This window comes from Vibrio sp. 661, assembly GCF_033339315.1.
Lineage (GTDB): Bacteria > Pseudomonadota > Gammaproteobacteria > Enterobacterales > Vibrionaceae > Vibrio > Vibrio alginolyticus.
Window position 1 is genome coordinate 60755 of the sequence record NZ_JAWOUJ010000003.1, and the last position, 26597, is coordinate 87351.

Here is a 26597-nt window from a genome sequence, read left to right on the forward strand (position 1 = left end):
ATTCTGCCCTCTTTTTCAAAGTATAGGCCCTGCCTTGATGAATGATACAAAAAAGGCTTTGATCATCTCTAATCAAAGCCCCTTGTTTCTGCTGGTTAATTGTCGTGTTTAGTCGTCCGCCTCAAACACAACGTTATAATTTTCGGTGTATGTACAATTCGGCTGACGGCTACAAGTAAAGAAACGTCTCCCTTTGAACTCACCTTGGCTTGCGGTTTTAATGATCATCGGACTGCCGCATTTTTTACAAAAACGCACTTCTTTATCGGGCTCAATCAAATCAATGTGTGCCGCAAGCAAACGACGTAATCGCCCAACTTGATAACTGTGCTTTATCGAGGCGCCAATTAAAGGCAGGTTGGCCGTCTTACAAACATGAATCAATAACTTTTGTCTTTCTATCTTACCCTTGTTTAGCTCCTGCCCATTATCCAATTCAACGATAACGCGCGGCTCTAGTGTCCTTGGGTCACAAATAACGTAATCAAAATAGCTTCGAGATATACGATTGTTCGCGACAAAAAACTGCTTCTTATTTTTGATTTCTTTTGGCGTAACCAAACTGGACATGTTTACTTTCGCGAATACTACGGCATGCTCCCCGACCGCCGCTCTTAACGCATTATAGAACGCACCCTCTTGACCTCTGAGCAGAGGGCCTTTCGAGCGATAAGGATAATCACGCGTGTCATCGTGCTTAATCACGTACTTTTGAATAACAAAGAAGAATAAAACCAGAAGAACAACAATGATAAAAATGTTGGTCATAAATAAAGTGCATCCAAAACAACTCGTTGCTCAAAGCGTAAATGGAAATGTTATGCAGAGCAACAAAACCTCGCAATTTTGAGGCGCCACGACGATAGCGAGAAACAGAAAATTTTGCTCACCATAAAAACGAGCCAATCACACACTTGGATTGGCTCGTTTAAATTTTGTTAATACATTATGTATGCTAAGAATCAACTATTAGCGTCTGGCTGATTCTCTGGCATCGCATCAATAAAAGCTGGCAGTTGATTGCATGACTGCACAACCGCGTTAATGGTTGGATAAAAAGAGGTATCTACACCAAAGCGTTGTGCGTTATAAAATTGTGGTACCAGACAAATATCGACAATAGATGGCGAGCTTGTCAGGCTAAACTTGCAATCACCATTTAGTTTACGATGCTTCTGAAGTTTCTCTTCTAATGCTGTAAAACCTTTGTGGATCCAGTGATGAATCCAAGCGACTTTGCGCTCTGGCTCGCAAGCTAACTCCCCCTCTAAATACTGTAGAACTCTTAAGTTATTCAGGGGATGAATCTCCATTGCAATATCCTGAGCCAAAGCTAGCGCTTGGTATCGAAGCGGCGTTTGCTCGGGGATCACAGTGACATCCGGGTAGTGTTCTTCTAAGTATTGAATGATCGCCAGTGACTGGGTTAACTGAACCTCCCCATCCACCAGCAAAGGAACCAGTTCAGAAGCGTTTAACTCATGGTACTCGTCACTGTGTTGTTCGCCACCATTGCGCACCAAGTGTACCGATTTTGAATCATACGATAACTCTTTAAGATTCAAGCAAATACGCACACGATACGCCGCCGATGATCGCCAGTATCCGTATAAAATCATGCTATCGCTCATATCGTCTCCCACCAGCATTGTTAGTGCTTGAGATATTGGCTAACTTGTTGGTCAATCGAGCCGAATATGTTGTTGCCATCCGCATCGAACATTTCCAATCTGATTGAATCTCCAAACGACATGAAGTTAGTCGACGGCTTACCATCACGAATGGTTTCAATCATGCGAACTTCCGCGATACATGAATAGCCAACGCCACCCTCCTCAATCGAAGTGCCATATTCGGCGCCTTGCTTATTAGATACCGTGCCAGAACCTATAATTGCCCCAGCAGATAGCGGGCGCGTTTTAGTCGCGTGAACAATTAAGTCTGCGAAATCAAACGTCATATCGATACCTGCATTCGGGCGACCAAACGGCTTGTGGTTGTAGGTCGAGACCAATGGTAAATGCACTTTGTTTTCGTACCACGCATCGCCTAGTTCGTCTGGTGTTACTGCCACAGGAGAAAACGCAGAAGAAGGTTTAGATTGGAAAAAACCAAACCCTTTAGCTAATTCTGCGGGAATTAGCCCACGCAGTGAGACATCATTCACCAGCATGATCAAACGAATCGACTCCTGAGCCTCTGCAACACTCGCGCCCATTGGTACGTCACCAGTTACCACAGCCACTTCACCTTCGAAATCAATACCCCATTCATCACTCGCAAACTCGATGTTGTCACAAGGACCAATAAAGGCATCAGAGCCTCCTTGGTACATCAACGGATCCGTCCAAAAACTCTCTGGCATTTCAGCGCCGCGAGCTTTTCGAACCAACTCAACGTGGTTTACGTAAGCACTGCCATCAGCCCACTGATAAGCGCGAGGAAGCGGCGACTCGCAGTAGTGCGTTTCAAACTCTTCATACCCTGCAACCGTGCCATTGTTCAGTGCAACGTATAGCTCTTCCAGTTGCGGTGCTAGCGTATCCCAGTTATCAAGTGCCACCTGCATCGTCGGTGCTAAGTTCATGGGGTGGAAAATTTCTGTCGCTGGTACGCAGCGCGTTAAGTCTTTGCTCACGACCATCAACAAACCGTCACGAGTGCCATTTTTCTTGGTTGCTAATTTCATCCTTGCCTCTTACTTCTCTTGCCAGCTATAGACGTATTCTTTGTTTTCTACTTTTTCCAGCTCATCCGAAAACTGAAGTGCGTGACGCGTATCAATCATGACCGCAACTTCGTCGGTGAAAGTCTTCTTATGCTCTCGCCCTGCTTTGAATGCTTTCGGGTGAGGACCATGCGTAAATCCTGCTGGATGGAATGTCACCATGCCTGCTTCAATGTTGTCACGGCTGAAAAAATCACCTGCATGGTAGAACAAGACTTCGTCATAATCGTCATTGTTGTGGTAGAACGGTACTTTGAGCGCTCCAGGATCACTTTCAATTGGACGAGGAACGAAGGTACACACCACAAATCCTGCTCCTACAAATGTAGTATGTGCCGAAGGCGGTAAATGGTAACGATGTGACATAAGTGGACGAATATCACGCCAGTTCACTTTTACTACCGCCAAATCACCATGCCAGCCAATCGCATCCAGCGGGTTGAATGGGTAAGTGATAACACTGACTTTATCGTGGCGTTTCACCTCAACCTGTGTTTGATTCTCAGAATATTGAGCACGGAACTGATCGTTGATCGACGGCGTTTCTAAAACCGCCGGATCAAACACCGCGTGGTTTCCAACCATGCCTTTTTCGGGCAATGTATAAGCCGCATCGGTGTTTTCAATCATCAGAATGAACATCGGCTCGCTTGGTTCTAAACGCCAGCTCGTTGAGCGCGGGATCATGACATAATCCCCTTCGCTCACTTTCAAATGACCATAATCACAGTAGAGATCTGCCGTACCTTGGTGGATGAATAGCAGTTCGTCGCCATCTGCATTTCTCACCAAGAAGTCCATTTTTTCATCCATACGCCAAACACGAACTTTACAATTCGCGTTGTGTAATAGATGCGGGACTGCCCAAGGGGTAATATGGCTGGCTTTTTCGACTAGATTAAAATCAAACGCTCGTGGACGTAGCTCGCCCTCCCACTCAGACCACCCCGTTGGGGCATGTTGATGATGAAAATGTGTTGCGGGGCCGAAGAAGCCACTTCGACCTGCCTCACGTTCATAAATTGCCTCTTCCGGGAAGTCAGCATGTGCTTGTTTAGAGCACACTCCCTCCCGATGAGGGAATGTGATCCATTTATGCATCGCTCAATACTCCTCGGCGAATTTGGTCTTCTTCTATCGATTCAAACAACGCTTTGAAGTTACCCTCGCCAAAGCCTTCATTGCCTTTACGTTGGATGATTTCGAAGAACACAGGGCCGATAACGGTTTGAGTAAAGATCTGTAGCAAGATGCCATCTTTCGTTGGTGCACCATCAATAAGAATCTGCAAATCACGAAGCTTGCTTACATCTTCACCGTGGCCTTCAACACGCTGATCGACTTTCTCGTAATAAGTATCTGGCGTTGGCATAAAGTCCATGCCTCGCTCACGCAAGGTTTTGACCGTTTCGTAGATGTCGTCAGTGGTCAATGCGATGTGTTGAATACCTTCGCCATTGTATTCACGGATAAACTCTTCAATCTGTGATTTATCATCTGACGACTCATTGATAGGAATTCGGATTTTGCCGCAAGGTGCGGTCATCGCACGGCTGACAAGACCAGTCAACTTACCTTCGATATCGAAATAACGAATTTCGCGGAAGTTACCAATGCGCTCATAGAAACCAGACCAGACATCCATGTTGCCTTGCTTAACGTTGTGCGTTAAGTGGTCGATTTCGTAAAGACCAACATTCGCTTTTGATAAACGTTCATCAGCATCATCATAAAAACGAAAATCGACATCATAAATACTCTGCTTTCCATAACGGTCGACAAAATAAAGCAAGCTTTCACCGATGCCATAAATAGCAGGAATGCTTAGCTCCATCGGCCCAATTTCCGTTTTATATTCTTTACCGCCTTTCTCTAACGCATGCGCCAGAGCAACGGTGGCGTCTTTCACACGAAATGCCATGCCACAAACCGACGGACCGTGAACTTTGGCGAATCCCTCAGCTTGGCTATGCGGCTGCGCATTCACAATAAAGCTAATGTCACCTTGTCGATATAACCACGCTTCTTTTGAGCGATGCTTTGCAATCTCCGCAAAACCTAACGATATAAACAGATCTTTAAGCTGTTGAATGCCTTTGTTGTCAGCAGCAGTATATTCAACAAACTCAAATCCGTCTGTTCCTAGTGGGTTATATGCATCAACCATGACTTTCTCCTTGTCTCAGTAGCTTTTGTTTGGACTTATTTTTCTAACTTGGCGCAGGTCTTGAGAAATTGGAATACGTGGGGAGAAATCTTTATCTTGGCGATTTTTACGCATAATTGTAAAATATATATTACACACAGAGAACGCATCGAACCCACTTTCGTAAACATCAAACAAACTGCTTATTTTCAATATATTAGATTGATATTTTCGGCTTTACGCCACCACACAAAATGTAAACAGGTTGTTACTTTGGCATTTTATCTTGGCAACGTAGCTCAAAAAGCAAAAGGGGATGGAAAGTCTATTGCACCCTATCTCTATCCGATTTATTCATTTGATCCTGCAAAACATCAAAAGTAATGTTTCGTGACGCTTCATACAGTTCGAAAGGCTCATTGGTCAGAATCGTGTCATGGATACCCCTTTATTGATTCACCTCAGTTTTATTCAAAAGTAACTGTGCCATAAGTGGTGCTCTGTTCCCTATCGAGCCGAGCCACAAGGCTTCACGCTCGATCAGAAAAAGAGACATCTAATGACGCACATTAATCAAGAACGCTTAGTTGAACACTTTTGCCAACTAGTACGTATCGACAGCGAATCAAAAAACGAAAAACAAATTGCAGAAACACTGGCAGAACAGCTAGGCGAGCTAGGCTTTACCGTACGCAAACTTCCAGTACCTGAGCACATTTCTAACGGTTTTAACGTGTACGCCCGTTTAGACGGCAAAAAAGACGGCTCTATTCTAATGAGCTGTCATATGGATACGGTCACTCCAGGTATTGGCATTGAGCCAATCATCGAAGACGGCGTTATCCGTTCAAAAGGCAATACGATTCTTGGTGGCGATGATAAATCTGGTATTGCTGCCATCATGGAAGCCGTTCGTTGTATTCAAGCGGAAAACCGTGAGCACAAAACGTTAGAACTTGCTTTCACCGTGTATGAAGAAGGCGGTTTATTCGGTTCACAATACTTCGATATGTCACACGTCACTTCAACGGAAGCAATCGTGTTAGATACGGGTGGCCCTATTGGCACCATTGTGACCGCAGCCCCAGGCCAGCAAAAGATCATGGCAAAAATCAAAGGTCGACCAGCACACGCAGGGCTTGCGCCAGAAGAAGGCATCAGTGCGATCATGGTGGCGGCTGATGCTATCAACCAAATGAAGCTACTTCGCATCGACGAAGAAACGACAGCCAACATCGGTATGGTTAACGGCGGTCAGGCCACAAACATTGTTATGCCTGAATTAAAAATCGTGGCAGAAGCACGCTCCCTGAATGGCGATAAACTAGATGCTCAGGTCAATCATATGATCTCAACATTAGAGTCTGTCTGTAAAAAACACGGTGCAGAAGTCGAAATTGAATCTAGCCGAGCCTACGACGCTTTTGTTATTGAAGAAAACCACCCACACGTAAACGCTATAAAAACAGCGTTTTCAGAGTTGGGAATTGACGCCTTCACAAAAGGCACTGGCGGCGGTAGCGATGCCAATAACTTTAACAAGAAAGGTCTCACAACGGTCAACCTTTCAACTGGCATGGCAAAAGTACACACGACAGAAGAGTTTATCGCGGTAAGTGATATGGTCAAAATCACTGAGTTCGTGAAACATTTCCTAGTCAGTTAACGTCGTGCCTTTTGAAGAGCAGACTGACTATCTTCCCCTTCTAGCCTGTGCTTGAAGGGGATTTTAATTTGTATCGAAGCAAAATTACTTCCCGTCATGCCAACTTGATATCAGATCTTCAAAGAAATTCCCCTAGCTCACTTTTTGAGACCAGACAGCTCAACACCTGACACCATGTTACAGTAATGTTAAAACTCGATTGTGTAGACAATTTATACAATATACATTTTTGGCATCTTTCAGGATGAAAAGAGTGAGACAAGGATGAAATTACCTAAGTTGCTTTTATTAGCGTCGATGATGAGCCCAATACTGGCAACATCAAGCTATGCCGCACCGTATCCCGCAGGTGTGACCCTCGCTGAGATACAAGAAATTACGCTAAACAATGGAGCTGAAGTTACTTCTATTGACCCAGCCAAGCAAGCCGCAGAGCCCGCTTTTAATCTCGGTCGAGACCTGTTTGAAGGTCTGGTCATTCAAGATAAGCAAGGTAAAACCATTCCTGGTGTTGCTGAGTCTTGGTCAGTCAATGACAACAATACGGTTTATACCTTCCACTTACGTGATGCAAAATGGTCAAATGGCGAAACGGTCACTGCACAAGATTTTGTCTACAGCTGGCAACGCTTACTGAATCCAAGCACTGCTTCACCCTACGCTTGGTTTGCGGCCATTCCAAATATCGAAAACTCGCAAGCCATTATGAAAGGCGACGCCGCACCCGAGTCCTTGGGCGTGAAGGCGCTGGATGAAAAAACGTTCCAGGTAACACTCGAAGAGCCTATTCCCTTCTTTACGAAACTATTAAGTCATCCAGTGCTTGCCCCCGTTCACAAAGCGACCGTTGAAAAACATGGCAACCGTTGGACCCAGCCTGAGCATATCGTTACAAATGGTGCGTTTACTGTCTCTGAATGGAAAGTTAACGAAAAACTGGTGATGGTTAAAAACCCACATTACTGGGACGCAAGCAATGTAGTGCTGGAAAAAGTCACCTGGCTACCAATTGGTGATGCAAACGTAGTGCTAAACCGCTACCTAGCCGGTGAGATAGACCAAGCGGTTTCCATTCCTGCCGCTCAGAAGAAAAAGTTAATTCAACAACGCCCACAAGAAGTGGCAAGCACCAGTGCGTCTCTTGGCTCCACATTCTATTACCTCAACACTCAACAAGGACCAACAAAAGACGTGCGGGTCCGTAAAGCCCTCTCATATGCCATTGACCGTCAACTGTTAACGAGTGCTATCTTGAGAAACGGTGGGGTTCCAATGTATACCCTTGTGCCACCTCAAACAGATGGTTTTAAATCTCACACTCCTGAGTTCGCAACTTGGAACCGTCATAAACGTATCGAAAAAGCGCAGCAATTACTGTCAGAAGCTGGATACGATAAAAGCAATCCGCTTAAGTTGACGTTTACCGTACCAACTTTCTCGATGGACGTAAAAATGGCAACGACCATGGCAGGTATGTGGAAAAGCCGTTTGGGTGCGCAAATCACAATAAAACAGCTAGAACCGAAAGTGTTCTACGCACTTAAAGAGCCGACCGACATTACTCGCGGCGGCTGGACGGCCGACTACAATGAAGCCTCTACATGGTTGGATATCTTCGTTTCTAGTGGCGAGTACAACGATTCTCGTTATAACAACCCGCAATACGACGAGTTAATGGCTCGCTCAAAGACCATGAGCAACCCATCAGAACTGTATCTACAAGCAGAAAGCATGCTGATTGAAGACATGGCCATTATTCCTATTTATCGTCCGGGTAACGATCAATACCTCATCAAGCCTTACGTGGGCGGCTACGAACTGACAAACCCTGAGTCGTCGTACTACCGCAAGAATGTCTATGTAAAAGCCCACTAAAAGCATGTTTTCGGTCTGAGTCGGCAAGTTCAATGTTTACTTGCCGTTCCTCATATCTCTCGGTGGAGAAGGCAACCTGAGCTCAGACCATTTTTTATTCATAACCGTTCGAAGTGATTTCGGATGACCAAAGGATGATGGATCATGATTTGGTACATTGTTAAGCGATTAGCTATCGCTATCCCCACGCTTCTATTCATCGCACTCGTATCATTTTGGCTGATGCACATTGCACCAGGGGGGCCATTTGATATGGAACGGCCTATGCCAGAGGTGGTACGTGCGAATATCGAAGCAAAATTCCATTTGGACCAGCCCTTCCTTACTCAGTTTTGGATTTACATTGGTAATTTCATACAAGGAGATCTCGGTCCGAGCTTCGTTTATCAAGACTTCAGTGTTACACAGCTCGTCGCACAATCATGGCCTGTTTCAGCAGTATTAGGCGTACTCTCTTTTTGTATTTCCGTTCCACTTGGCATGTTGCTTGGCACCATTGCGGCATTGAACCGAAATAGCCGCCTAGATTACGGCCTGATGACACTTTCGATGACTGGAGTTGTGGTTCCGGCTTTCGTGCTTGCTCCAGTTTTAGTCATGATTTTCGCTATTCAGCTCGGCTGGTTCCCTGCTGGTGGTTGGGAAGGAGGAAAGCTGGCTTTTCTTGTTCTTCCCGTGCTCAGCCTGGCGATTGGCTCCATTGCGAGTATTGCACGCGTCATGCGTGGCGCAATGATTGAAACACTCAACCAACCATACATTCGAACGGCAAAGGCCAAAGGTTTGTCCACAACCTACATTTTATTCCATCACGCTTTGCGACCATCCCTGATTCCCGTCGTTGCGATGCTCGGCCCTGCGTTTGTGTCTGTCGTGACAGGCTCGGTAATTATCGACATTTTCTTTGGTACAGGTGGCATGGGACAACACTTTGTGTCTGGGGCTCTCAACCGCGACTACGGCCTAGTAATGGGCATTACTCTGATTGTCGCTTCACTCACTATCTTCTTTAACCTTGTGGTCGACTTGCTATATACGATTATCGACCCTCGTATACGCGTTTAGGAGTCCGGCATGTTAACGATCAAAAAACTGGATACACAAGCTCTTCAAGATCAAGTCGTCGACAATATTGAAGCCGTCGAAGGTCGCAGTCTTTGGCAGGATGCATGGACTCGATTTCGTAAAAACAGAGCCGCGATGACATCAGTGTATGTTTTGGCGTTCATTACCTTATGCATCACCTTCGGCCCCTCTCTTGCCGCTTTTGGCCATGATGAAATTGACTGGGAAGTGCTCATCGATCCATACGAGCTAGGGAAACCTTCACTGAGCAGTGGCCATTACTTTGGTACCGATGATCTCGGGCAAGATGTCTTTGCTCGCACGATGCAAGGCGGCAGGCTCTCTATTTTGGTGGGTTTTGTCGGCGCCTTAGTCGCCGTTGTTATTGGTACGATTTGGGGAAGTATTTCCGGCTATCTTGGCGGCGTTGTCGATAGCGTAATGATGCGCATTATTGAGGTGCTCGATTCGGTGCCATTTATGTTTATGGTTATCCTGTTTGTTACCCTTTTTGGCAACAACATCTACCTGATTTTTATCGTGATCGGAATGGTATCTTGGCTGGGCATTGCCCGTGTTGTACGTGGTGTCACCTTCGGTCTAAAAAAGAGAGAGTTCATCGAAGCCGCACACTCTATTGGGGTTTCTAAATTGACAATTGTCCGACGCCATGTTCTGCCTAATGTGCTTGGGATCGTGATGGTTTATTCCTCATTAATGGTACCAGGATTCATTATGTTCGAATCGTTTTTGAGCTTCTTAGGGCTTGGTGTTCAACCACCCGACACGAGCTGGGGAATCCTAATTTCCGAAGGCGCAAAAACGATTGACGTTGCATTGTGGATGCTGCTTTTTCCCTCTCTGTTTTTAGTTGCCACCCTCTTTTGTTTTAACTTCATCGGCGATGGCTTGCGTGATGCTCTTGACCCGAAAGACCGATAAGGACAAACCCATGCTATCTATTGAAAACATGAACGTGCGCTTCGATACGCCAGATGGGCAAGTGCAAGCGGTCAGTAATCTCTCCTACTCGATTAAAGCGGGCGAAACTCTTGGGATTGTTGGGGAATCAGGTTCGGGAAAAAGCCAATCTGTTTTCGCATTAATGGGGTTAACCGCAGACAACGGCGCCGTGTCTGGAAGCGCAATGTTCCACGGTGATGATTTACTCGCGATGTCGAAAAAGCAGCTCAACCGCATCCGTGCAGAGAAAATCGGAATGATCTTTCAAGATCCGATGACGTCACTTAATTCATTCATGAAAATTGGCAAGCAGCTTTGTGAAGTTCTCATGATTCATAAAGGAATGAGCCGAAAACAAGCAAAAATGGAATCGATTCACATGTTGGATGCGGTGCGTATTCCCTCTCCCGAAACTCGGATGAATCAATACCCTCACGAATTATCTGGCGGAATGCGTCAGCGAATCATGATAGCGATGGCGTTGTTGTGTAAGCCCGAGTTGTTAATTGCAGACGAACCAACCACCGCATTAGATGTAACCGTTCAGGCTCAAATTTTGACGCTATTACGAGACTTACAACAAGAGTTCAATACGGCCATTTTACTGATCACTCACGATATGGGCGTCGTCGCCGAGATGTGTGATCGCGTATTGGTCATGTATGGTGGTCAAAAAATGGAGCAATCAGATACCGAGACATTGTTCGCTCAACCTGCTCACCCCTATACTCAAGGCCTGCTAAAGGCTATTCCTTCTATCACTGAAGATATGCCGCGTTTACCAATCATCCCAGGTAACCCACCAAGTGCGTTGATTAACCATAAAGGGTGTCCGTTTAGAGAGCGGTGCGAGTATCGAGAGACGCGTTGCCAATACGAAACCCCACGGTTTTCTCCATTAAACACGAGCCAGTCCATTGCCTGTCACGTTAACGCACCCAGTGTTATCACTCCTATTCAAATAAAAGCTTAAGGAGGCGTTATGAATAAAAAAGAAGTCCTCATGTCTGCTCGTGATTTAAACGTCCACTTTCCTGTGTCGCGTCACCTTATTCCAAGTCGACGTAAAATCGTGAAAGCGGTCAATGGTATCGACTTAGATGTTTATCGAGGCGAAACACTTGGCATTGTGGGGGAATCAGGCTGCGGAAAATCAACGCTTGCACGCGCCTTACTTCGCTTAATTGAACCTACACAAGGCGAGTTGACTTGGAAAGGTCAAGACATGCTCGGGTTTAGTAAAAAAGAGCTTTCCTCTCGACGCAGAGAATTTCAGATGGTGTTTCAAGACCCATCCGCTTGTTTGAATCCGAGGTTAACCATCTCAGAATGCATCGCCGAACCACTGCTCACCCACGAGCCGCAACTTAAACGGGCAGAGGTAGAAAAGCGTGTCATCGCTATGATGGATAAAGTGGGTCTCTTGGCTAGCCAGCGAAACCGCTATCCACATGAATTTTCCGGAGGTCAATGCCAGCGTGTGGGCATTGCTAGAGCGTTAATTCTCAATCCAGATTTGGTCGTGTGTGATGAACCCGTTAGTGCGCTAGATGTCTCCATACAAGCTCAGGTCATCAATCTTCTAGATGATCTTAAACAAGAAATGGGGTTAACACTGGTAATGATTGCGCACGACTTAAGCGTGGTGCGCCACATCAGCGACCGCGTTATGGTGATGTATCTTGGTAAACCTATGGAAGTAGGACGTTACGATAAAGTATTTGATGATGCACAACACCCCTACACCAAAGCACTGTTATCTGCTGTCCCGATAGCTATTCCGCAATTAGCACGTGACCGTGAAATACAACTATTGCCCGGCGACCTTCCTTCTCCACTTAACCCACCTAGCGGTTGCGTTTTTCGTACTCGATGCCCAGAAGCAACAGAAGTATGCGGGCAACAGAACCCAATAAAAACAGGCTCGGAGCAGCATCATATCTATTGCTCAAATATGACTTTAGGAACCATTTAATGAACAATACTAACTCAGTAAACCAACGCCTTACGTTATTGCGTGAGGCAATGTCCTTTCACAACGTGTCTGCATATATCGTGACCAACAATGACCCGCATAACAGCGAATACTCAGCGGATCACTGGTTAGCGCGAAGCTGGATTTCAGGTTTTACCGGCTCAGCAGGCGATGTCGTCATTACCCAACAAGGTGGTGGCCTGTGGACTGATGGTCGTTACTATATTCAAGCTGAAGAACAGTTACACGGCACAGGACTTGAACTGTTTAAAGCCAAACAACCAGAAACGCCGACAATTGCCAAATGGCTGGCTACCACGCTCCCAGAAAACAGTATTGTCGCGGTTGACGGGCGCGCCATCAGTTACGCTTTTTATCAAGGCCTCAAACAAGCCTTTGAAGCGAAAAACATTAAGATCATTCTCGACCTAGATTTGCTCACACCGATTTGGCTTGAAAGACCACCTCGCCCAAGTGCACCCGTATTCGTGCACCCCACCGCTTTTGCTGCCATTGACACAGAAAATAAGTTAGCGAGAATCCGTTCTTGGTTAACCGAGAACCAAGTAGATAGCTTATTAGTGTCAACGCTAGATGATGTCATGTGGACAATGAATATTCGAGGTGGTGATACGAATTACTGCCCAGTTTCTGAAGCCTATCTAATCGTAGAGCAATCACTTGCGACACTGTTTATTGATAAGGCCAAACTGCCTCAAGACGTTGAAAGAGCACTGACCGAGCAGAGTGTACACATTCGCCATTACAACTACGTAAGTCAGTATTTGAATCAGCAATGTGAGGGATTATCGCTCGCTTTTAGCCCGACCCACACAGCCAGCTTATTGGTGAGTTCGATTGAACGGAATGTGAATCTAAAGCCAATGGCTTGCCCTGTAACGGCAATGAAGGCCATAAAAAATGCGACCGAGCTAACTAGCCTAGAACAGGCATTAACAGACGATGGTGTGGCAATCGTAAGGTTTATGAACTGGCTAGAAGAGCAAGTTCCAAGCGGACTCGTTACAGAATTATCTGCTGAGGCACAACTGAATCACTATCGCCGTCAAACCCGACATTATGTAAGTGACAGTTTCCGCACTATCGCAGGCTTCGCGGCTCACGGGGCAAAAATGCATTATGCCGCCGATGAAGAAAGCAATGCGGCAGTCAATGAAAGCAACTTCTTTCTCGTCGATTCTGGTGGCCAATACCTTGGCGGGACAACAGACATCACCCGTACTTTCCACTTCGGGTCACCGACCATTAAGCAGCGCAAAGATTATACCTTGGTGCTCAAAGCGGTCATCCGACTGACTCAGACTCGATTCATGAAAGGCTCTACGGGTGCCAATCTTGATATCATGGCGCGTGGCGTCTTATGGCAACATGGTATTGATTACAAGTGCGGCACTGGACACGGCGTGGGCATTTGCTTGAATGTTCACGAAGGCCCACAAAATTTCTCGCAAAGCCACCACGAGGTTGAACTAAAACCGGGTATGGTCATTACCAATGAACCAGGCGTTTATCGCGAAGGTGAGTACGGGGTAAGAATAGAGAACATTCTTAAAGTTGTAGAAGTAGAACAAAATGAGTTCGGCACGTTTTACGGTTTTGAGACCATCACTCTTGCTCCAATTGCGACCAACGCCCTTGACTTATCAATGCTAGATCAAGCAGAGCTAGACTGGCTCAATCATTACCATTCACGAGTCTATCAAGCGCTTAGCCCTTTTCTTGATGCGCAAGATAAAAACTGGCTTCAACGCACAACCCAACTTATTGAGAAATAGGATATCAGCAAGTTTTATAACGTTTTCATTTTCATCTCAAACTCCTTGTTTGCCAGCCTTCGGGCTGGTTTTTTTATAGAGATAACGGCGTGAAAAACAAAAACGCCCCGCAATGTTAGCGAGGCGATCAATTAAATTAAAATGATGCAGTTAAAATGCCCTACTGACGACACTTCTGAGCATCAAAATCAACGACGATGGCGGCATTCTCAAAGTCACCAGAGACTTTAACGTAGCCCCAGTAGTTACTCTGATTTGACAACGTAATACACTCTCCATTACCAATATTATCTGACCACCCGTGAAGATTAGCACCATCCGGCCAACCAGAGTTACTGTATTCAAGCTTTAGGTTGCCCGTACCGTTCCCCGCCGTTATCGCCAGATTTGAGCTCTCATTCACCGCTGGCACGCTCAGCCAAATGGTTTGTTGATTTGCCAAGCAAACAGGCTCTCCTGCTGTTAGGCGTCCATCGCTTACTTTACTTTGCACCGCGCAGTCTTGTGGCAATGTGTCATTACCGCCCAACGTTGAGATAACAACACTATGAGTGGCGGTTGCCGTCAAGCCTTCACTGTCTGTCACACTTAGACTGACCGAATACTCCCCTTCACTCCCATATTGGTGCGTCGGCTTGGTTTGTGTACTTGTCGAGCCATCACCGAAGTCCCATAAGACGCTGACGATCTTCCCGTTTGGGTCTGTACTGTTTTCACTGCTAAATGTAATGCTTTCACCGACTTTCCCCTTACTGTTTGCGGTTATGACTGCATTAGGTGCACCATTTGAGACAAGGGCTTGCTGCCACTGCTCAAACTCACTTTGATACAAATTCGCCCATTGGGTGATCGTGGCCTTGTAATTGCTCCAATTCCCTTGGCGCGTTTCCACCAGCATTTGGTTTACGTCATCTTTATGATTTTCAAACATAAAACGTACAGCTAAGTACCCCCAACGATAAATTCGATCGACATCAAACCCATCATAAGTAGTCTCGAAAATCTCACTTAAGGTATACGTCGAGCCGTCTAAAATCGTCTCAAGTGCTGCTTGGTTGTCATTTTCTTGAGCGACATACTCTGCAATGCCTTCACTCCACCACACTATTTTTTCAGTTGGATGACTAAACCCTCCATAGAGATCAAATCGACCATCTAAGTAATGCACGTATTCGTGCTCTAGGTTCCAGACAAAGTGATCCGCGTTCGCATAAGAGGCTTCATAGGCAATAAAGTTGGGAATATTCCCCGGCAGGGAAGGGTCGCCCTCCAAGTACATACCGCCATTGTCAGTACTAATATCGAAAATTGGCCCTGCGTACTTACCATAATCGGTGCTTGAATCGAAGATATTGACTTGGAGCTGAGTGTTGTGGTCATCTTTTACTGGCTGTTCACCAGTTTCTAATGACTGATGAAAGTAACCCTCTTCGTAGCCCATTTTAGAACATGCGGCCGCGTGTTGCTCTTGCGTCATATTCTGGGACAATATTCGAATTGTCGGACTACAAGTATAAGTTTGCGATAGCACTAAGCCTTTTAGCTCAGTTTCGAAATTACAAATTCCGAACTCACTACAATCTGCGTAATATGAGGCGGTGTCTGCCGCCGCAAGCCAAACTGCGTCACCCCGACCATACATTTCATACTGTTCAAAGATTCGACTTAGCTGACTCTTCATCACAGAACTCGCGTTACCCGTATACTTGGTCAGACGCCCGAGCTCTCGCCCCGCATTCGCGGCCATGAACTCATCTTCAGCACCGATTGATGACGCCCTTAGAGCAAAATCGCCTAAAGCCTTGGCAAGGTCCGTTTGGTTGCCAATTATTTGCACAAATTGCTCGTTCCACTGCCCACCAAACAAAATAGTGAAAACACCGTTAACTGCATTGCGCATATACCAGTGCTGGGCGTATTGATCATTCCAACGAGTAAGCCACTGGGTCACTTGTGGTAAGTACGCGTGCTGCAAGCCCGCACTATCCATAGTGATGATGACTTCACTAAGCACTTTGCCGTGACGATCGCTGTTCTCGTAGAAGTTTGCGTTGTTAACAAACGCATCCACTGATTCTTTCACCGCTGGGGTAACCCATTCAATAAATGAGATGTTGTCATTGTAAAACTCGGCGTAATAACCCGCGCGCAAGTATAAGAACAACGTTTCGAGTTCATCGCTCCCGCCACCTGTATACCCCTTCGCCAATGTCGTAGTACGCTTCGCAATGTTGTACATATGATCGGAGCTAAATACCGACTCTTGAATCCGACTTTCAGCAGAGAATAACTGGTTCACGCACGTCGCGCCCTGACTTAAAATTTCGCTGATCAATTGGTTACTGCTTTCGGTAACCAATGCTTCCAAATCACAAGCAGTGCTCGACTCATCAAGACTTTCAAGTGACTGTACTCGAGTTGCCTTGGAGGGCTGAATAGGGAGAGTTGCGGTTGGTTGGTATTCAACTCGATTGGATTCAACACCGTGTGTATGAGCCGAATGTGCATGTTGCTCTGTAACTTGAGAAACTGGCTCGCTTAACGCAAATACGCCAGTGCTGGTTAATGTTGTCGCAATCGCGACACTCAAAATCTTCAGTTCCATCTAATTTCTTCTATATTGAGTTTTCCTTAGATGCATTACGTCTTTTGCATCGCCACTGCCCTTATTACTGCAAGAGCATCTCCATATAATCTACTCGCAAGACAAGAAGAAACATTTTGTTAACAACTAGATGTGGCGGTATCAGTTTTTGGTACTAGAAGGAACACGGAGTGAACTTTAAAAATTCGTATTTGTTAAAAAATAGAGATGAGCTAGAGAAGAAACGTTTAGTTATACGAGTATACCCAGCACGTTAAATGGCTAGGTATACTCCAAAGTGGGTCGATAAAAATTCGCGAATCAAAGCCCCTAAAGAAGGAATCGGACAATGGGCTAATACTTTTGTAGGCTCTAGGCTGCTTTGTGGTCGAAGAGTGCGGTAATTTGCTCTTTTAACGCGTGCAAAAATTCGGTATTTGGTGTGTTTTCAAGGTACATTTCATACTCTTTAGAGTTATAAAAGTACTCATGCGCAGATGCATTAAGGATCTTACTAAAAGATAGTGTTTCCAACTCGTCTTCAAGGGAACGACTGCTCAATTCACCATATCCTAAATCGCTATCCTCAGCGAATTGGGACTCAATGTTGCTGACATATAAAGCACAATCCTTAATACAGAACTCGACATTACTTATACGTTGCTCGATGTCTTTGAGCTGATCACTGTTCCATTTAGACTTCTCTTGCTCAAGCTTATCAATAAGCCCACTTTCACGAAGCCTTGAATTGTTATCTTTAATTCTTAGTAGCTCATCAAGCACTTTATTAAACTCAGTTTCAGCTCTAAGTCTTAAGATTTCCAAATCCTTGGAGAACAGCTTTGCTTTAAGTTCACTCGCTTGGTACAAGCCAGAGATAGCAGCATTTCTTTTAACTCCAAACATAAAAACCCACCCAAAAGATACTTATTAAAAAGTAGCACACAAAAAGCCAGATAGAAGACGCAAGGTTTTCGTCATTAGGCTACATTCTACGAACGACACTCGATTGTAGCGCAATAAACAGAATTTTCATCACCATGAAACACATACTATTTGAATGAAAATCACACAGTTACTTTGATAAAAGTATTTATTTCAGAAAGAGTAAGACGTAAGTATGTGATGATGTATATTGACGCTTCAAAACAAAAAACGCCCACACTCTACTACCCAAGTCAAACACTAATGTCAGAAACTGGACAAATCACTCACTATTTACAGTAATAAGAAGTCACTGTTTCATTGAAAATCAAAGTGTCAACATAAAGATGGGAAGTAACCGAATCATAGACGGCATCGCTGATGAAACGTTAGAATGCCACTACTTTAATAATCTTCCATAATATTTATGACAGACGCTGATATTGAGCTACAACACCTTTGGTTAGAAGTGCAAGCCGAACGCTGGCAAAACCTGCCACGCTTTTTATTCAGTTACTACTGCTACAAGCACAACCTTGTCAGTAAAACCAACAAAGTTTGTTGGGAGACGGCACGTGCAAGACTGCGCGCTTCAACCTCAATAAAAGAGCGAAAAAAGGCGGTGGTTGAACCGTTAGTCTCTGAGGAAACCGTCGTTGGGTTATTGAAATCCATCAGCAAAGATGGGGAAATGACGTTTAACGTGATGGTAACCACACTTAATGCGTTTTTGCACTATGTTGTGATTAGCAAGGAAGAGAAAGCCCGACTTAAACCAAACATGCCAGCTAGTTGGTATCAGCGATCAAACAAGTCGCCTTTGGCACGTTTCGAGCAAGCTGGCATTAAGCTACCAGAGTGATATGTCAGTCATCGCTGAAGATAAACACAAAAGACAAGCGCCTACAATGAGGCGCAGTTGATCAAAAATTGAGGTGCCCCTAAACAAAAGTGCAAAGTGACCAACAAAGAAAAAGTCTGGTTATTCTTGAATGCCTCTAATGCGTACATTACGTCTACGTAAAAGTTCTAATGTCACGAGCAAACACACCGACATAAAAATCAGCAACGTAGCGACCGCCAATATGGTCGGACTAATTTGCTCTCGAATTCCTGACCACATCTGCCTCGGAACGGTTTTTTGTTCTGCCCCAGTCAGGAATAGCGCCACCACAACCTCGTCGAACGATGTGCCAAAGGCAAACAAGCCGCCAGAAATCATCCCCGGACGAATCAGCGGAAAGGTAATGTGTCTGAAAGTATAAACAGGGTTTGCTCCTAAGCTAGCCGCCGCTTTTACCAGGCTATGATCAAAGCCGCTTAAGGTCGCAGTAACGGTAATGACAACAAAAGGCGTACCTAACGCGGCGTGTGCCAAAATGACGCCTAGATAAGTTTGTGATAAGCCAAGACGTGTGTAGAAAAAGTACATCGCAGCAGCAGAGATAATGACTGGTACGATCATGGGTGAGATCAACAGCGCCATAATCGTATTGCGAAAAGGCAAGTTACTACTGGCTAAACCCAACGCCGCCAGAGTTCCTAGCCCTGTTGCAACGAGTGTCGCCATAAAAGCAATAAACGTGCTGTTTTTCAGCGCCAACAGCCACTGATCACTAGTAAACATTTCTTGATACCAGCGAGTAGAATACGCTGCCGAGTCAAGGTTTAACATCCCCTCGGTAAAAGTAAAGTAAGGCGTTGCATTAAACGATAACGGGATGATGGTCAGAATTGGAGCGATTAAAAAGAACAGCACCACCCCACAAAAAGCTAAGTAACCTGCGTAAGCAACTCGCTCTACTTTTGATGCATAGTTTGGTAATGCCATGGTTATCCCCCAACCTTAAGGTTGTTAATGCCAACCACACGGTTGAACATATAAAACAGAACCAGTACAACGAACAAAAGCAGTCCACCCAATGCGCCAGCCATCCCCCAGTTCAGTGATGTCTGCATATGATAGGCAATCATATTGGAGATCATCTGTCCGCTTCTTCCACCAACCAAAGCGGGCGTAATGTAGAAGCCAATAGAAAGAATGAAAGTAAGCAAGGCCCCCGCACCTATCCCCGGTAACGTAAGCGGCATATAAACTTTGATGAACGCAATGAAAGGCGTCGCGCCTAGAGAACGAGCGGCACGGAAATAAGTTGGGCTAATTCCTTTCATTACGCTATACAGAGGCAGGATCATAAACGGCAACAGAATGTGAACCATAGACACCACCGTTCCGAAGGTATTGTGAATCATCTGAATTCGCTCAGAAGTAAAACCCGACCAAATAAGGAGATCATTAATGACCCCTTGGTTTTGCAGCAGAACAATCCAAGACGTGGTTCTGACTAACAATGATGTCCAAAATGGCAGCAGCACAATAATTAAAAGTAAGTTCGCGCGCTTATCAGGTAAATTGGCAAGCAGGTAAGCAACGGGGTACGCCATCACCAAACAAATTAAGGTGATTGAAATAGACATCCAAAAAGTTTTAAAGAAAAGGTCGACGTATATTTGGCGTTTTTCTGGTTGGGGCTCAATGTCTCCAAACTCATTCACTTGCAAGTCTAGCGCTGCAAGATAGTGACTGAATGTTAATGCGCCACTAAGATTCTTAAACGCCGCCCAATATTTAGGATTAGTCCATCGCTTATCCAGCTTAGCCAACTGTGTCACCGAGCTCGGCAGCGACGTCAAACGAGACAACTTTCTGCCGGTTTTCATGAGTAAACTGCGCATACCAGACTCTTCAATATTCATCCGGTTGGCTATTTTCGGCAGCTCTTTGCTTTGATAAAGCGCAAGTACTTCAACAGAGAATGCCTCAATGACTTCTTGATGAGGCTGACCTTGATAATCCCAACTTTCTAAGGCTTGAATAGTTTGTGGTAGTGACAGGGATATTTCTCGGTTATCCACGCTTCGATAAAGCATGTCGAGGATAGGAAAAGCAAACGTAAGCAGAATAAAACACACCAATGGCGTTGTGAGCATAATGGAGCGAAGCTTTTTTCGGCGCTCGGCCTTTTGCAACTGCGCTTTCAGATTGGTTTCTTGCTCATGAACTTGGCGTTCGATTTCCAATACAGAATCTAATGCGGTTAGCTCTCGACTCATGCTGCTACCTCGCTACTTTGAGTTTGTGTCCCATCAAGAGCATGGCAATCGTCACTTTGCCAACCAATACGACAAATTGAACCAGGCGTTAACTGCAAGTGTTTACGATTATCGTTAGGTACTTTAACGATGAAGTGACCAACGCTCTCTACTTCGACGACCAGACGATAATGATCACCGTGATAAATCAATTCTCGTAGGACGCCCGAGACTTGGTTCTCGCAAGACGCTTTCTCTGGTTGAATAACAATCTTTTCTGGTCGAATGGAAAGTGTTGTTCTCTGCCCTTGCTCAGAGACTCTGACAGGTTTCGCAGTAAATAACTCTTTCCCAACGAGCACTTGGCAATACTTTCCGTTCCACTCTTTGACTAAACCTGAGAGTTGGTTGTTTTCTCCGATAAACTGCGCAACAAACGTATTACTCGGAGATTCATAAAGCTCGGTTGGTGTCGCGAGTTGTTGCACTTCGCCGTGATTAAAAACCGCAATACGGTCGGACATAGTGAGAGCTTCGTCTTGATCGTGCGTCACATACAAAATGGTAATGCCAAGCTTTTCATGCAAATGTTTAATTTCCATCTGCATTTGCTCACGCAGCTGCTTATCTAACGCGCCTAGTGGTTCATCCATCAACACGAGTTTAGGCTCAAACACTAATGCTCGCGCTAACGCAACACGCTGTTGTTGACCACCTGATAACTGCTTCGGGTATCGAGTCGCAACATGCTCAAGCTCGACCATTTCTAATACACTCTGAACTTTGCTTTGAATCGTGTCACTGTCGAGTTTTCGCACCTTTAAAGGAAACGCAAGATTCTCAGCAATGGTCATATGTGGAAACAACGCATAGTTTTGAAACACCATACCGATATCGCGCTTGTGCGGCGCGAGATGATTAACAGGAACGCCATCAATATAAATGTCTCCACCGGTCGCAGTTTCAAAGCCTGCTAGCATCATCAAGCAAGTGGTCTTGCCCGATCCTGACGGCCCCAACATAGTAACAAACTCTCCGGGAGCAATATCTAAGTTGAAGTCTTTCACCACCAAATTCGTGCCATCGTAGGTTTTCTTAACGTGTTGAAAGCTGACATAGTCCTTGTTTTCCGTGCTCATGACTTCCCTCTTCTCATTTTTTGAATATTACGAATGAGTAGAGCGTCAGTTAACGCTCTACTAAACAGCACAATTACAGATTGTATTTGGATAGGTCTAAGCGGGTTTCTAACGCGTGTTCAACCATTTGAATGACTTGTTGACGCTCTTCACCTTGTAAGAGTTGGCGTGGCGCACGAACTTGTTCAGAGCCACGTCCGCAGACTTGCTCGGCCAATTTTATGCACTGAACCAGCGTAGGAATGGTGTCTAAACGCAGTAGGGGTAAGAACCAACGGTAGATCTCTAACGCTTCAGCATAACGACCTTGGCTTGCCAGTTTATAAATCGCAACGGACTCTTCTGGGAATGCGTTGGTTAAACCAGAAATCCAGCCGGTCGCACCTAACACCAATGATTCAAGAGCGATGTCATCAACACCACTGAACACGGTAAAGCGGTCATCAAATTTATTGTAAAGCTCGGTGATACGACGAGTATCAGTGGTCGACTCTTTGATAGCTACAATACTTTCAAACTCAGCCAGTTTCGCCATGATATCGAGGTTTACATCGACACCATAAGCAACCGGGTTGTTATAAATCATGATTGGCATTTCTGGCGTTGCTTTTGCTAGCGTGCGGTAATATTCGAACGTTTCGCTCTCAGACGTGCGGTAAACCATGGCAGGCATCACCATACAACCATCGATACCAATTTTGTACGCATCCTGCATGTAATCAACAGCTGCTGTGGTAATAGACTCTGCTGTACCAGCAATCAAAGGCACACGGCCATTTACGACTTCTTTTGCCGCTTGCAAGACCTGGCGTTTCTCCTCCGGGTACAACGCACAGTTCTCACCGACAGTACCCAAGCAGATAATGCCATTCACACCATCTTTAATTTGGTTATCTATAACAGTTTGCGTTGCGTCTAAGTCGATTGACTGATCTTGACGAAATTGCGTACTGACCGCCGGATAAACACCTTTCCAATCAATTTTCATGAACTACTTTCCTTATATGTATATTGTATGCAATTTAAATGAACGAGCGAAAATGCTCAGACATGGCTATCTATGCCATTTTCTAACAACACCGCCTTTACAGCGGCCAAATCAGCCAAAGCACTGCCAACTGATTTGTATAAAGTAATGACCTCATCGTTTTGACGTCCTGAGATTTGTTGGGCGCAAAGCTGCGGTAATTCCCCTTTGATATCGTCTGACGTGAACACGCCCTCTTGAATTGGAATGAGAAGATCGCCCGCTTCGGCTAATACATTAATACGGCTATCAACATACACCTGTGCTCGTTGCACTGCTTCGGAGTCGCATTCACGCTTATCCAAGTCATGATTACCGACCAAATCAATATGGGTGCCCGGCTGCACGTCTGCGCCATTAAACAAAGGCTCTGCTGATGCGGTAATACAGCTGATGATGTCAACGTGTTTGATAACGTGGTCCACATTTTCTACGACTGAAACACGGAACCGACGCTCATCAGGAAGCGACTGATACTCTGAAGATGACACAATGGCATCTACCGTCGCCTCGGCTTTGTCTGAGTTACGCCCCCAAATATAAACCTGCTTAAGTGGGCGAACCGCAGCGTATGCCCACGCAAAATAAGGCGCAAGATTGCCCGTTCCGAAGATCAACAGACGATCAGCATCGGGACGCGCTAAATAGTCCGCTGCCAACGCAGAAGCTGCGGCGGTGCGCCAAAACGTTAAAACTTTACCGTCCACGAGTGCGAGCGGCTCACCATCGTTTCGTCTGAAAACAAGCAGCTTAGATGCAAGCGTATCTTTGCCTTGCTCGGGATTATGCGGGAAATACGTAAAGGCTTTCACCGCAATCAACTCCTGGTTCCAAGCTGGAAGTAGCGCAAACGCCTCGTATTCTCCCTCTTCTAAGGGCATGACTCGGCGTTGAGGTATTGTTGCTGGCCGCGAGTACATTTCACGCATCGTTTCAATAAGAGACTCCATTGTTAAACATTGCGCGACTTGCTGTGCTTCGATGACTTTCATTATTTCTCCGAAAACATAAATACGGTTGAGGAAAAGTACGGAACCTCGCTTATGGATGAAAACTCGGCCCCATACAAAAACTAACGCCTAGTTAAGCAGCCAGGTGTTGAACTCTTCATTGAGTTCATCCGCGTAGTCTGACCACCATTCATCGTTAATCAGGAAGGCGGTTTGGAAGTTTTGAGGTGCGGTAGGAAGGTTCGCTAAAATGTCTGGGTTCACCTCCGCCGAAGACGACTTACGCGTAGGCCCATAGGCAACGTACTTAGCTTGATCAGCTAATGGTTTTGTTCCTGAAGAAAAAGCAATAAAGTCCAATGCAAGCTTTGTGTTCTCACTCCCTTTAGGTATCGCCCATCCATTCATGTAACCCATTTGACGGTCCCATATAATCCGAAATGGTTGACCTTCATCTTTACGGGCATTGTGGATTCGGCCGTTAAACGCCGAGGCGATCACCACTTCTTTGTCTGCAAGCATTTGAGGTGGCTGGGCACCTGTTGTCCACCACAGCACTTCTGATTTGATCGTATCCAACTTAGCAAAAGCACGCTCACGCCCCGCTTCGGTTTCGAGCAGGCTGTAGACCTCTTCTGGCTTTACACCATCAGCCAATAGTGCCCACTCAAGATTACCCTGAGGTTGTTTTTGCAATGCACGTCGACCTGGAAAAGTTTTTAGGTCAAAAAGATCGGTCAACTTGCTAGGCAAAGCCTTACCTTTAAACGCTTCTTCGTTCACCGCTAATACAGTGGACACTACGATGGTATTGATTGCGCACTCGTGAATCGCACCATCAATGAAATCCTCTTGTGCTGGTGTTCCATCTGCGCCCGGAGGCAAAATACTTGGGCTCACTGGTTCTAATAGCCCTTCGGCACAACCACGAACAATGTCCGGCTTGTCGAGAGAAACCAAATCCCAGCGCACATTGTTCGCTTCCACCTGTGCTTTAATTTCGGCTAATCCGCCGCTGAAATCCTCGGATACGATCTCGACACCTGTTTTTTTAATGAAAGGCTTGTGATATGCCTCCACTTGGCTCTTGGTGAATGCACCACCCCAAGACACGACCGTCAATTTGTCTTCAGCATAAGCAGAGGTCCCCAACAGCATTCCTGAAATCAACAGCGCCAATGGTGCTTTGGTCATTCGTGACATGTTTTACTCCTTTTGGTTGTTTTTCTGGAGGCATCCGAGTACGGCTGTTGGACACCATTTTTGTTAAAATTAAGTTAACATTAGCATTTAATATATTTTATACAATATTTAATATTAAATTTTTCAGGCGAATCGTTGTAATGAAAAAGGTGATAGATCAATCGATGTCGGCTTTCCTTCGATAAGCTCTAAAAGGAGATCTGCCGTAATCGCCGCTTGAGTTAATCCAAGGTGTTGGTGGCCAAATGCCAGTAATACATTTCCATCCCAAATGCTATCAATAACCGGTAACGAGTCGACTGTTGAAGGCCGATTACCCATCCACTTTTCTCCTTGCTTGAGTGGATTTAACTCCGATTCAAACATCTCATCACCTAACTGAAAAAGCATTTCTGAACGTTTCATATTGGGTGGTGATTCTACATCGGCATACTCAACAGTGCCTGCCAAGCGTAGCCCGCCAGACATCGGAGTCATGATGAATTTTCTATCGGCAGAGCTAATAGGAAATGGCAGTACATCACGCTTGTCATCCACCATTAGGTGATAACCACGCTCGGCTTGCATAGGCACTTTGACTCCGGTTAGCTGCCATATCAAAGGCTTAGAATGTACACCAGCGGCAACAATGATTCGGTCAAATGAATGTGTTTGAGACTCAACCAACACATCACCATTTTTCTCCAACGCAGATACACCTTTTTGTAAAATCTTACCGCCAAGAGCTTCAAAAGCTTCACTTAGCTCAACACAGATCTGATAAGGGTCTAGCGTATGTCCTGTATCGGGAAAAAAGACGCCGACACGAACCTTATGGCTGAGATCAGGTATCCGCTTTCGAATCGCCTCTTGCGTCCAAACTTGATACGCCACACCGTTTTTGGCCAGTGAGTTAAGCGTACTTTGGTAGTCTTTAAACAGTTTCTCGTTTTCAAAAGTGAGCAATGAACCATTCATTTTTATTAGATGCGCTTTTCCGATTGAATCAAGCACGCCACGCCAACTTGCCACTGACCGCTCGTTAAGAGTTTTAATCGCGTTTTTTGCCTGCTCCGCGGCTGATGGCTTTGTTTGTAATAGAAAACGAATCATCCACCCGATAGTGCTTGGAATATCTTGCCAACGGATCGAAACCGGACTTTTGGGATCTAGCAGCATTTTAGGTAATTGTGGAAGCAGCGCTGGCGTTGCAAGAGGGAAGATTTGCTCAGTCGCGATATGACCTGCATTTCCCTTAGAGCATCCATTCCCCACGCCATTGGGATCAAAAATTGTGACTTGATAACCTTGCTGCTGCAACTTCAATCCAATTGATAAGCCAATAATCCCCGCACCTATCACGGCGATCCTTTCCTTTTTTGTTTCATCCTTGACCAACATAAATATGCTCCGAGTCACACTTGAAAACGTAGATTGTATACAATATATTTTACATTACGTTAACATCACTATTGTTTAATTCA

Annotated in this window: 22 protein-coding genes; 8 read left to right on the plus strand and 14 right to left on the minus strand. The window is 45.4% G+C overall.

Features of this window, described 5'->3' with window-relative positions; translation table 11 throughout:
• Positions 1–108 precede the first annotated feature (108 nt).
• The 5 genes from R7P69_RS08320 to hppD form a co-directional block, all read right to left on the minus strand.
• Positions 109–768, minus strand: a complete 660-nt coding sequence (locus tag R7P69_RS08320; protein ID WP_005377831.1) for a DUF2726 domain-containing protein — start codon at positions 766–768, stop codon at positions 109–111.
• Between the two features lie 194 nt (positions 769–962).
• Positions 963–1631 carry a maleylacetoacetate isomerase gene (gene maiA, locus R7P69_RS08325; protein WP_182016187.1) on the minus strand — a complete coding sequence of 223 codons (669 nt, stop codon included), beginning with the start codon at positions 1629–1631 and terminating at the stop codon, positions 963–965.
• A 20-nt stretch (positions 1632–1651) separates the two neighbouring features.
• Positions 1652–2689 carry a fumarylacetoacetate hydrolase family protein gene (locus R7P69_RS08330; RefSeq protein ID WP_182016186.1) on the minus strand — a complete coding sequence of 346 codons (1038 nt, stop codon included), beginning with the start codon at positions 2687–2689 and terminating at the stop codon, positions 1652–1654.
• A 9-nt stretch (positions 2690–2698) separates the two neighbouring features.
• Entirely contained in the window at positions 2699–3829 is a 1131-nt protein-coding gene (locus R7P69_RS08335) for a homogentisate 1,2-dioxygenase (RefSeq protein WP_213969538.1), read from the minus strand.
• Entirely contained in the window at positions 3822–4895 is a 1074-nt protein-coding gene (hppD, locus tag R7P69_RS08340; RefSeq protein ID WP_005388950.1) for a 4-hydroxyphenylpyruvate dioxygenase, read from the minus strand. Before hppD ends, R7P69_RS08335 begins: the two co-directional genes overlap by 8 nt.
• 538 nt (positions 4896–5433) lie before the next feature.
• On the opposite strand from hppD, the gene R7P69_RS08345 reads away from it, so the two are divergent.
• The 7 genes from R7P69_RS08345 to R7P69_RS08375 all read left to right on the plus strand — a co-directional run bounded on the left by R7P69_RS08345 (position 5434) and on the right by R7P69_RS08375 (position 14214).
• Complete coding sequence (locus R7P69_RS08345) at positions 5434–6540, plus strand: M20/M25/M40 family metallo-hydrolase (protein ID WP_136976262.1); 1107 nt, start codon at positions 5434–5436, stop codon at positions 6538–6540.
• 264 nt (positions 6541–6804) lie between these two features.
• Entirely contained in the window at positions 6805–8415 is a 1611-nt protein-coding gene (locus tag R7P69_RS08350; protein ID WP_171342695.1) for a peptide ABC transporter substrate-binding protein, read from the plus strand.
• A gap of 144 nt (positions 8416–8559) precedes the next feature.
• Positions 8560–9480, plus strand: a complete 921-nt coding sequence (gene oppB, locus R7P69_RS08355; protein ID WP_005377838.1) for an oligopeptide ABC transporter permease OppB — start codon at positions 8560–8562, stop codon at positions 9478–9480.
• 9 nt (positions 9481–9489) lie between these two features.
• The gene (locus tag R7P69_RS08360; protein ID WP_005377839.1) at positions 9490–10422 is read left to right on the plus strand and encodes an ABC transporter permease subunit; all 933 of its coding nucleotides are present in this window, start codon (positions 9490–9492) and stop codon (positions 10420–10422) included.
• Between the two features lie 10 nt (positions 10423–10432).
• Positions 10433–11416, plus strand: a complete 984-nt coding sequence (locus R7P69_RS08365; RefSeq protein WP_238952291.1) for an ABC transporter ATP-binding protein — start codon at positions 10433–10435, stop codon at positions 11414–11416.
• Positions 11417–11425: 9 nt separating this feature from the next.
• A complete protein-coding gene (locus R7P69_RS08370) occupies positions 11426–12418 on the plus strand; it encodes an ABC transporter ATP-binding protein (protein WP_238952290.1) in 993 nt (330 codons plus the stop codon).
• On the plus strand, positions 12418–14214 hold the full coding sequence (locus R7P69_RS08375) for an aminopeptidase P family protein (RefSeq protein WP_238952289.1): 1797 nt from the start codon (positions 12418–12420) through the stop codon (positions 14212–14214). The genes R7P69_RS08370 and R7P69_RS08375 overlap by 1 nt, the downstream gene beginning before the upstream one ends.
• A gap of 160 nt (positions 14215–14374) precedes the next feature.
• On the opposite strand, the gene R7P69_RS08380 is transcribed toward R7P69_RS08375, so the two are convergent.
• Together R7P69_RS08380 and R7P69_RS08385 are read right to left on the minus strand one after the other, a co-directional pair.
• The gene (locus R7P69_RS08380; protein WP_238952288.1) at positions 14375–16819 is read right to left on the minus strand and encodes a collagenase; all 2445 of its coding nucleotides are present in this window, start codon (positions 16817–16819) and stop codon (positions 14375–14377) included.
• A 351-nt stretch (positions 16820–17170) separates the two neighbouring features.
• The gene (locus R7P69_RS08385) at positions 17171–17704 is read right to left on the minus strand and encodes a hypothetical protein (RefSeq protein ID WP_047100692.1); all 534 of its coding nucleotides are present in this window, start codon (positions 17702–17704) and stop codon (positions 17171–17173) included.
• Between the two features lie 445 nt (positions 17705–18149).
• Here R7P69_RS08385 and R7P69_RS08390 point away from each other — a divergent pair, with 445 nt between their 5' ends.
• Positions 18150–18584, plus strand: coding sequence for a hypothetical protein (locus R7P69_RS08390; RefSeq protein WP_213870093.1), 435 nt, complete (start codon positions 18150–18152; stop codon positions 18582–18584).
• 120 nt (positions 18585–18704) lie between these two features.
• Here the strand turns inward: R7P69_RS08390 and R7P69_RS08395 are convergent, their stop codons facing one another.
• The 7 genes from R7P69_RS08395 to R7P69_RS08425 all read right to left on the minus strand — a co-directional run bounded on the left by R7P69_RS08395 (position 18705) and on the right by R7P69_RS08425 (position 26514).
• Entirely contained in the window at positions 18705–19553 is an 849-nt protein-coding gene (locus R7P69_RS08395) for an ABC transporter permease (RefSeq protein WP_213885352.1), read from the minus strand.
• 2 nt (positions 19554–19555) lie between these two features.
• The gene (locus tag R7P69_RS08400) at positions 19556–20836 is read right to left on the minus strand and encodes an ABC transporter permease (RefSeq protein ID WP_047100695.1); all 1281 of its coding nucleotides are present in this window, start codon (positions 20834–20836) and stop codon (positions 19556–19558) included.
• Positions 20833–21954 carry an ABC transporter ATP-binding protein gene (locus R7P69_RS08405; RefSeq protein WP_048626301.1) on the minus strand — a complete coding sequence of 374 codons (1122 nt, stop codon included), beginning with the start codon at positions 21952–21954 and terminating at the stop codon, positions 20833–20835. Before R7P69_RS08405 ends, R7P69_RS08400 begins: the two co-directional genes overlap by 4 nt.
• Positions 21955–22027: 73 nt before the next feature.
• Positions 22028–22942, minus strand: a complete 915-nt coding sequence (locus R7P69_RS08410; protein ID WP_238842814.1) for a dihydrodipicolinate synthase family protein — start codon at positions 22940–22942, stop codon at positions 22028–22030.
• A gap of 56 nt (positions 22943–22998) precedes the next feature.
• Positions 22999–23973, minus strand: coding sequence for an ornithine cyclodeaminase family protein (locus tag R7P69_RS08415; protein ID WP_137281915.1), 975 nt, complete (start codon positions 23971–23973; stop codon positions 22999–23001).
• 87 nt (positions 23974–24060) lie between these two features.
• Entirely contained in the window at positions 24061–25134 is a 1074-nt protein-coding gene (locus tag R7P69_RS08420) for a polyamine ABC transporter substrate-binding protein (protein WP_238952286.1), read from the minus strand.
• 123 nt (positions 25135–25257) lie between these two features.
• On the minus strand, positions 25258–26514 hold the full coding sequence (locus tag R7P69_RS08425; protein WP_104975267.1) for an NAD(P)/FAD-dependent oxidoreductase: 1257 nt from the start codon (positions 26512–26514) through the stop codon (positions 25258–25260).
• Positions 26515–26597: the final 83 nt, after the last annotated feature.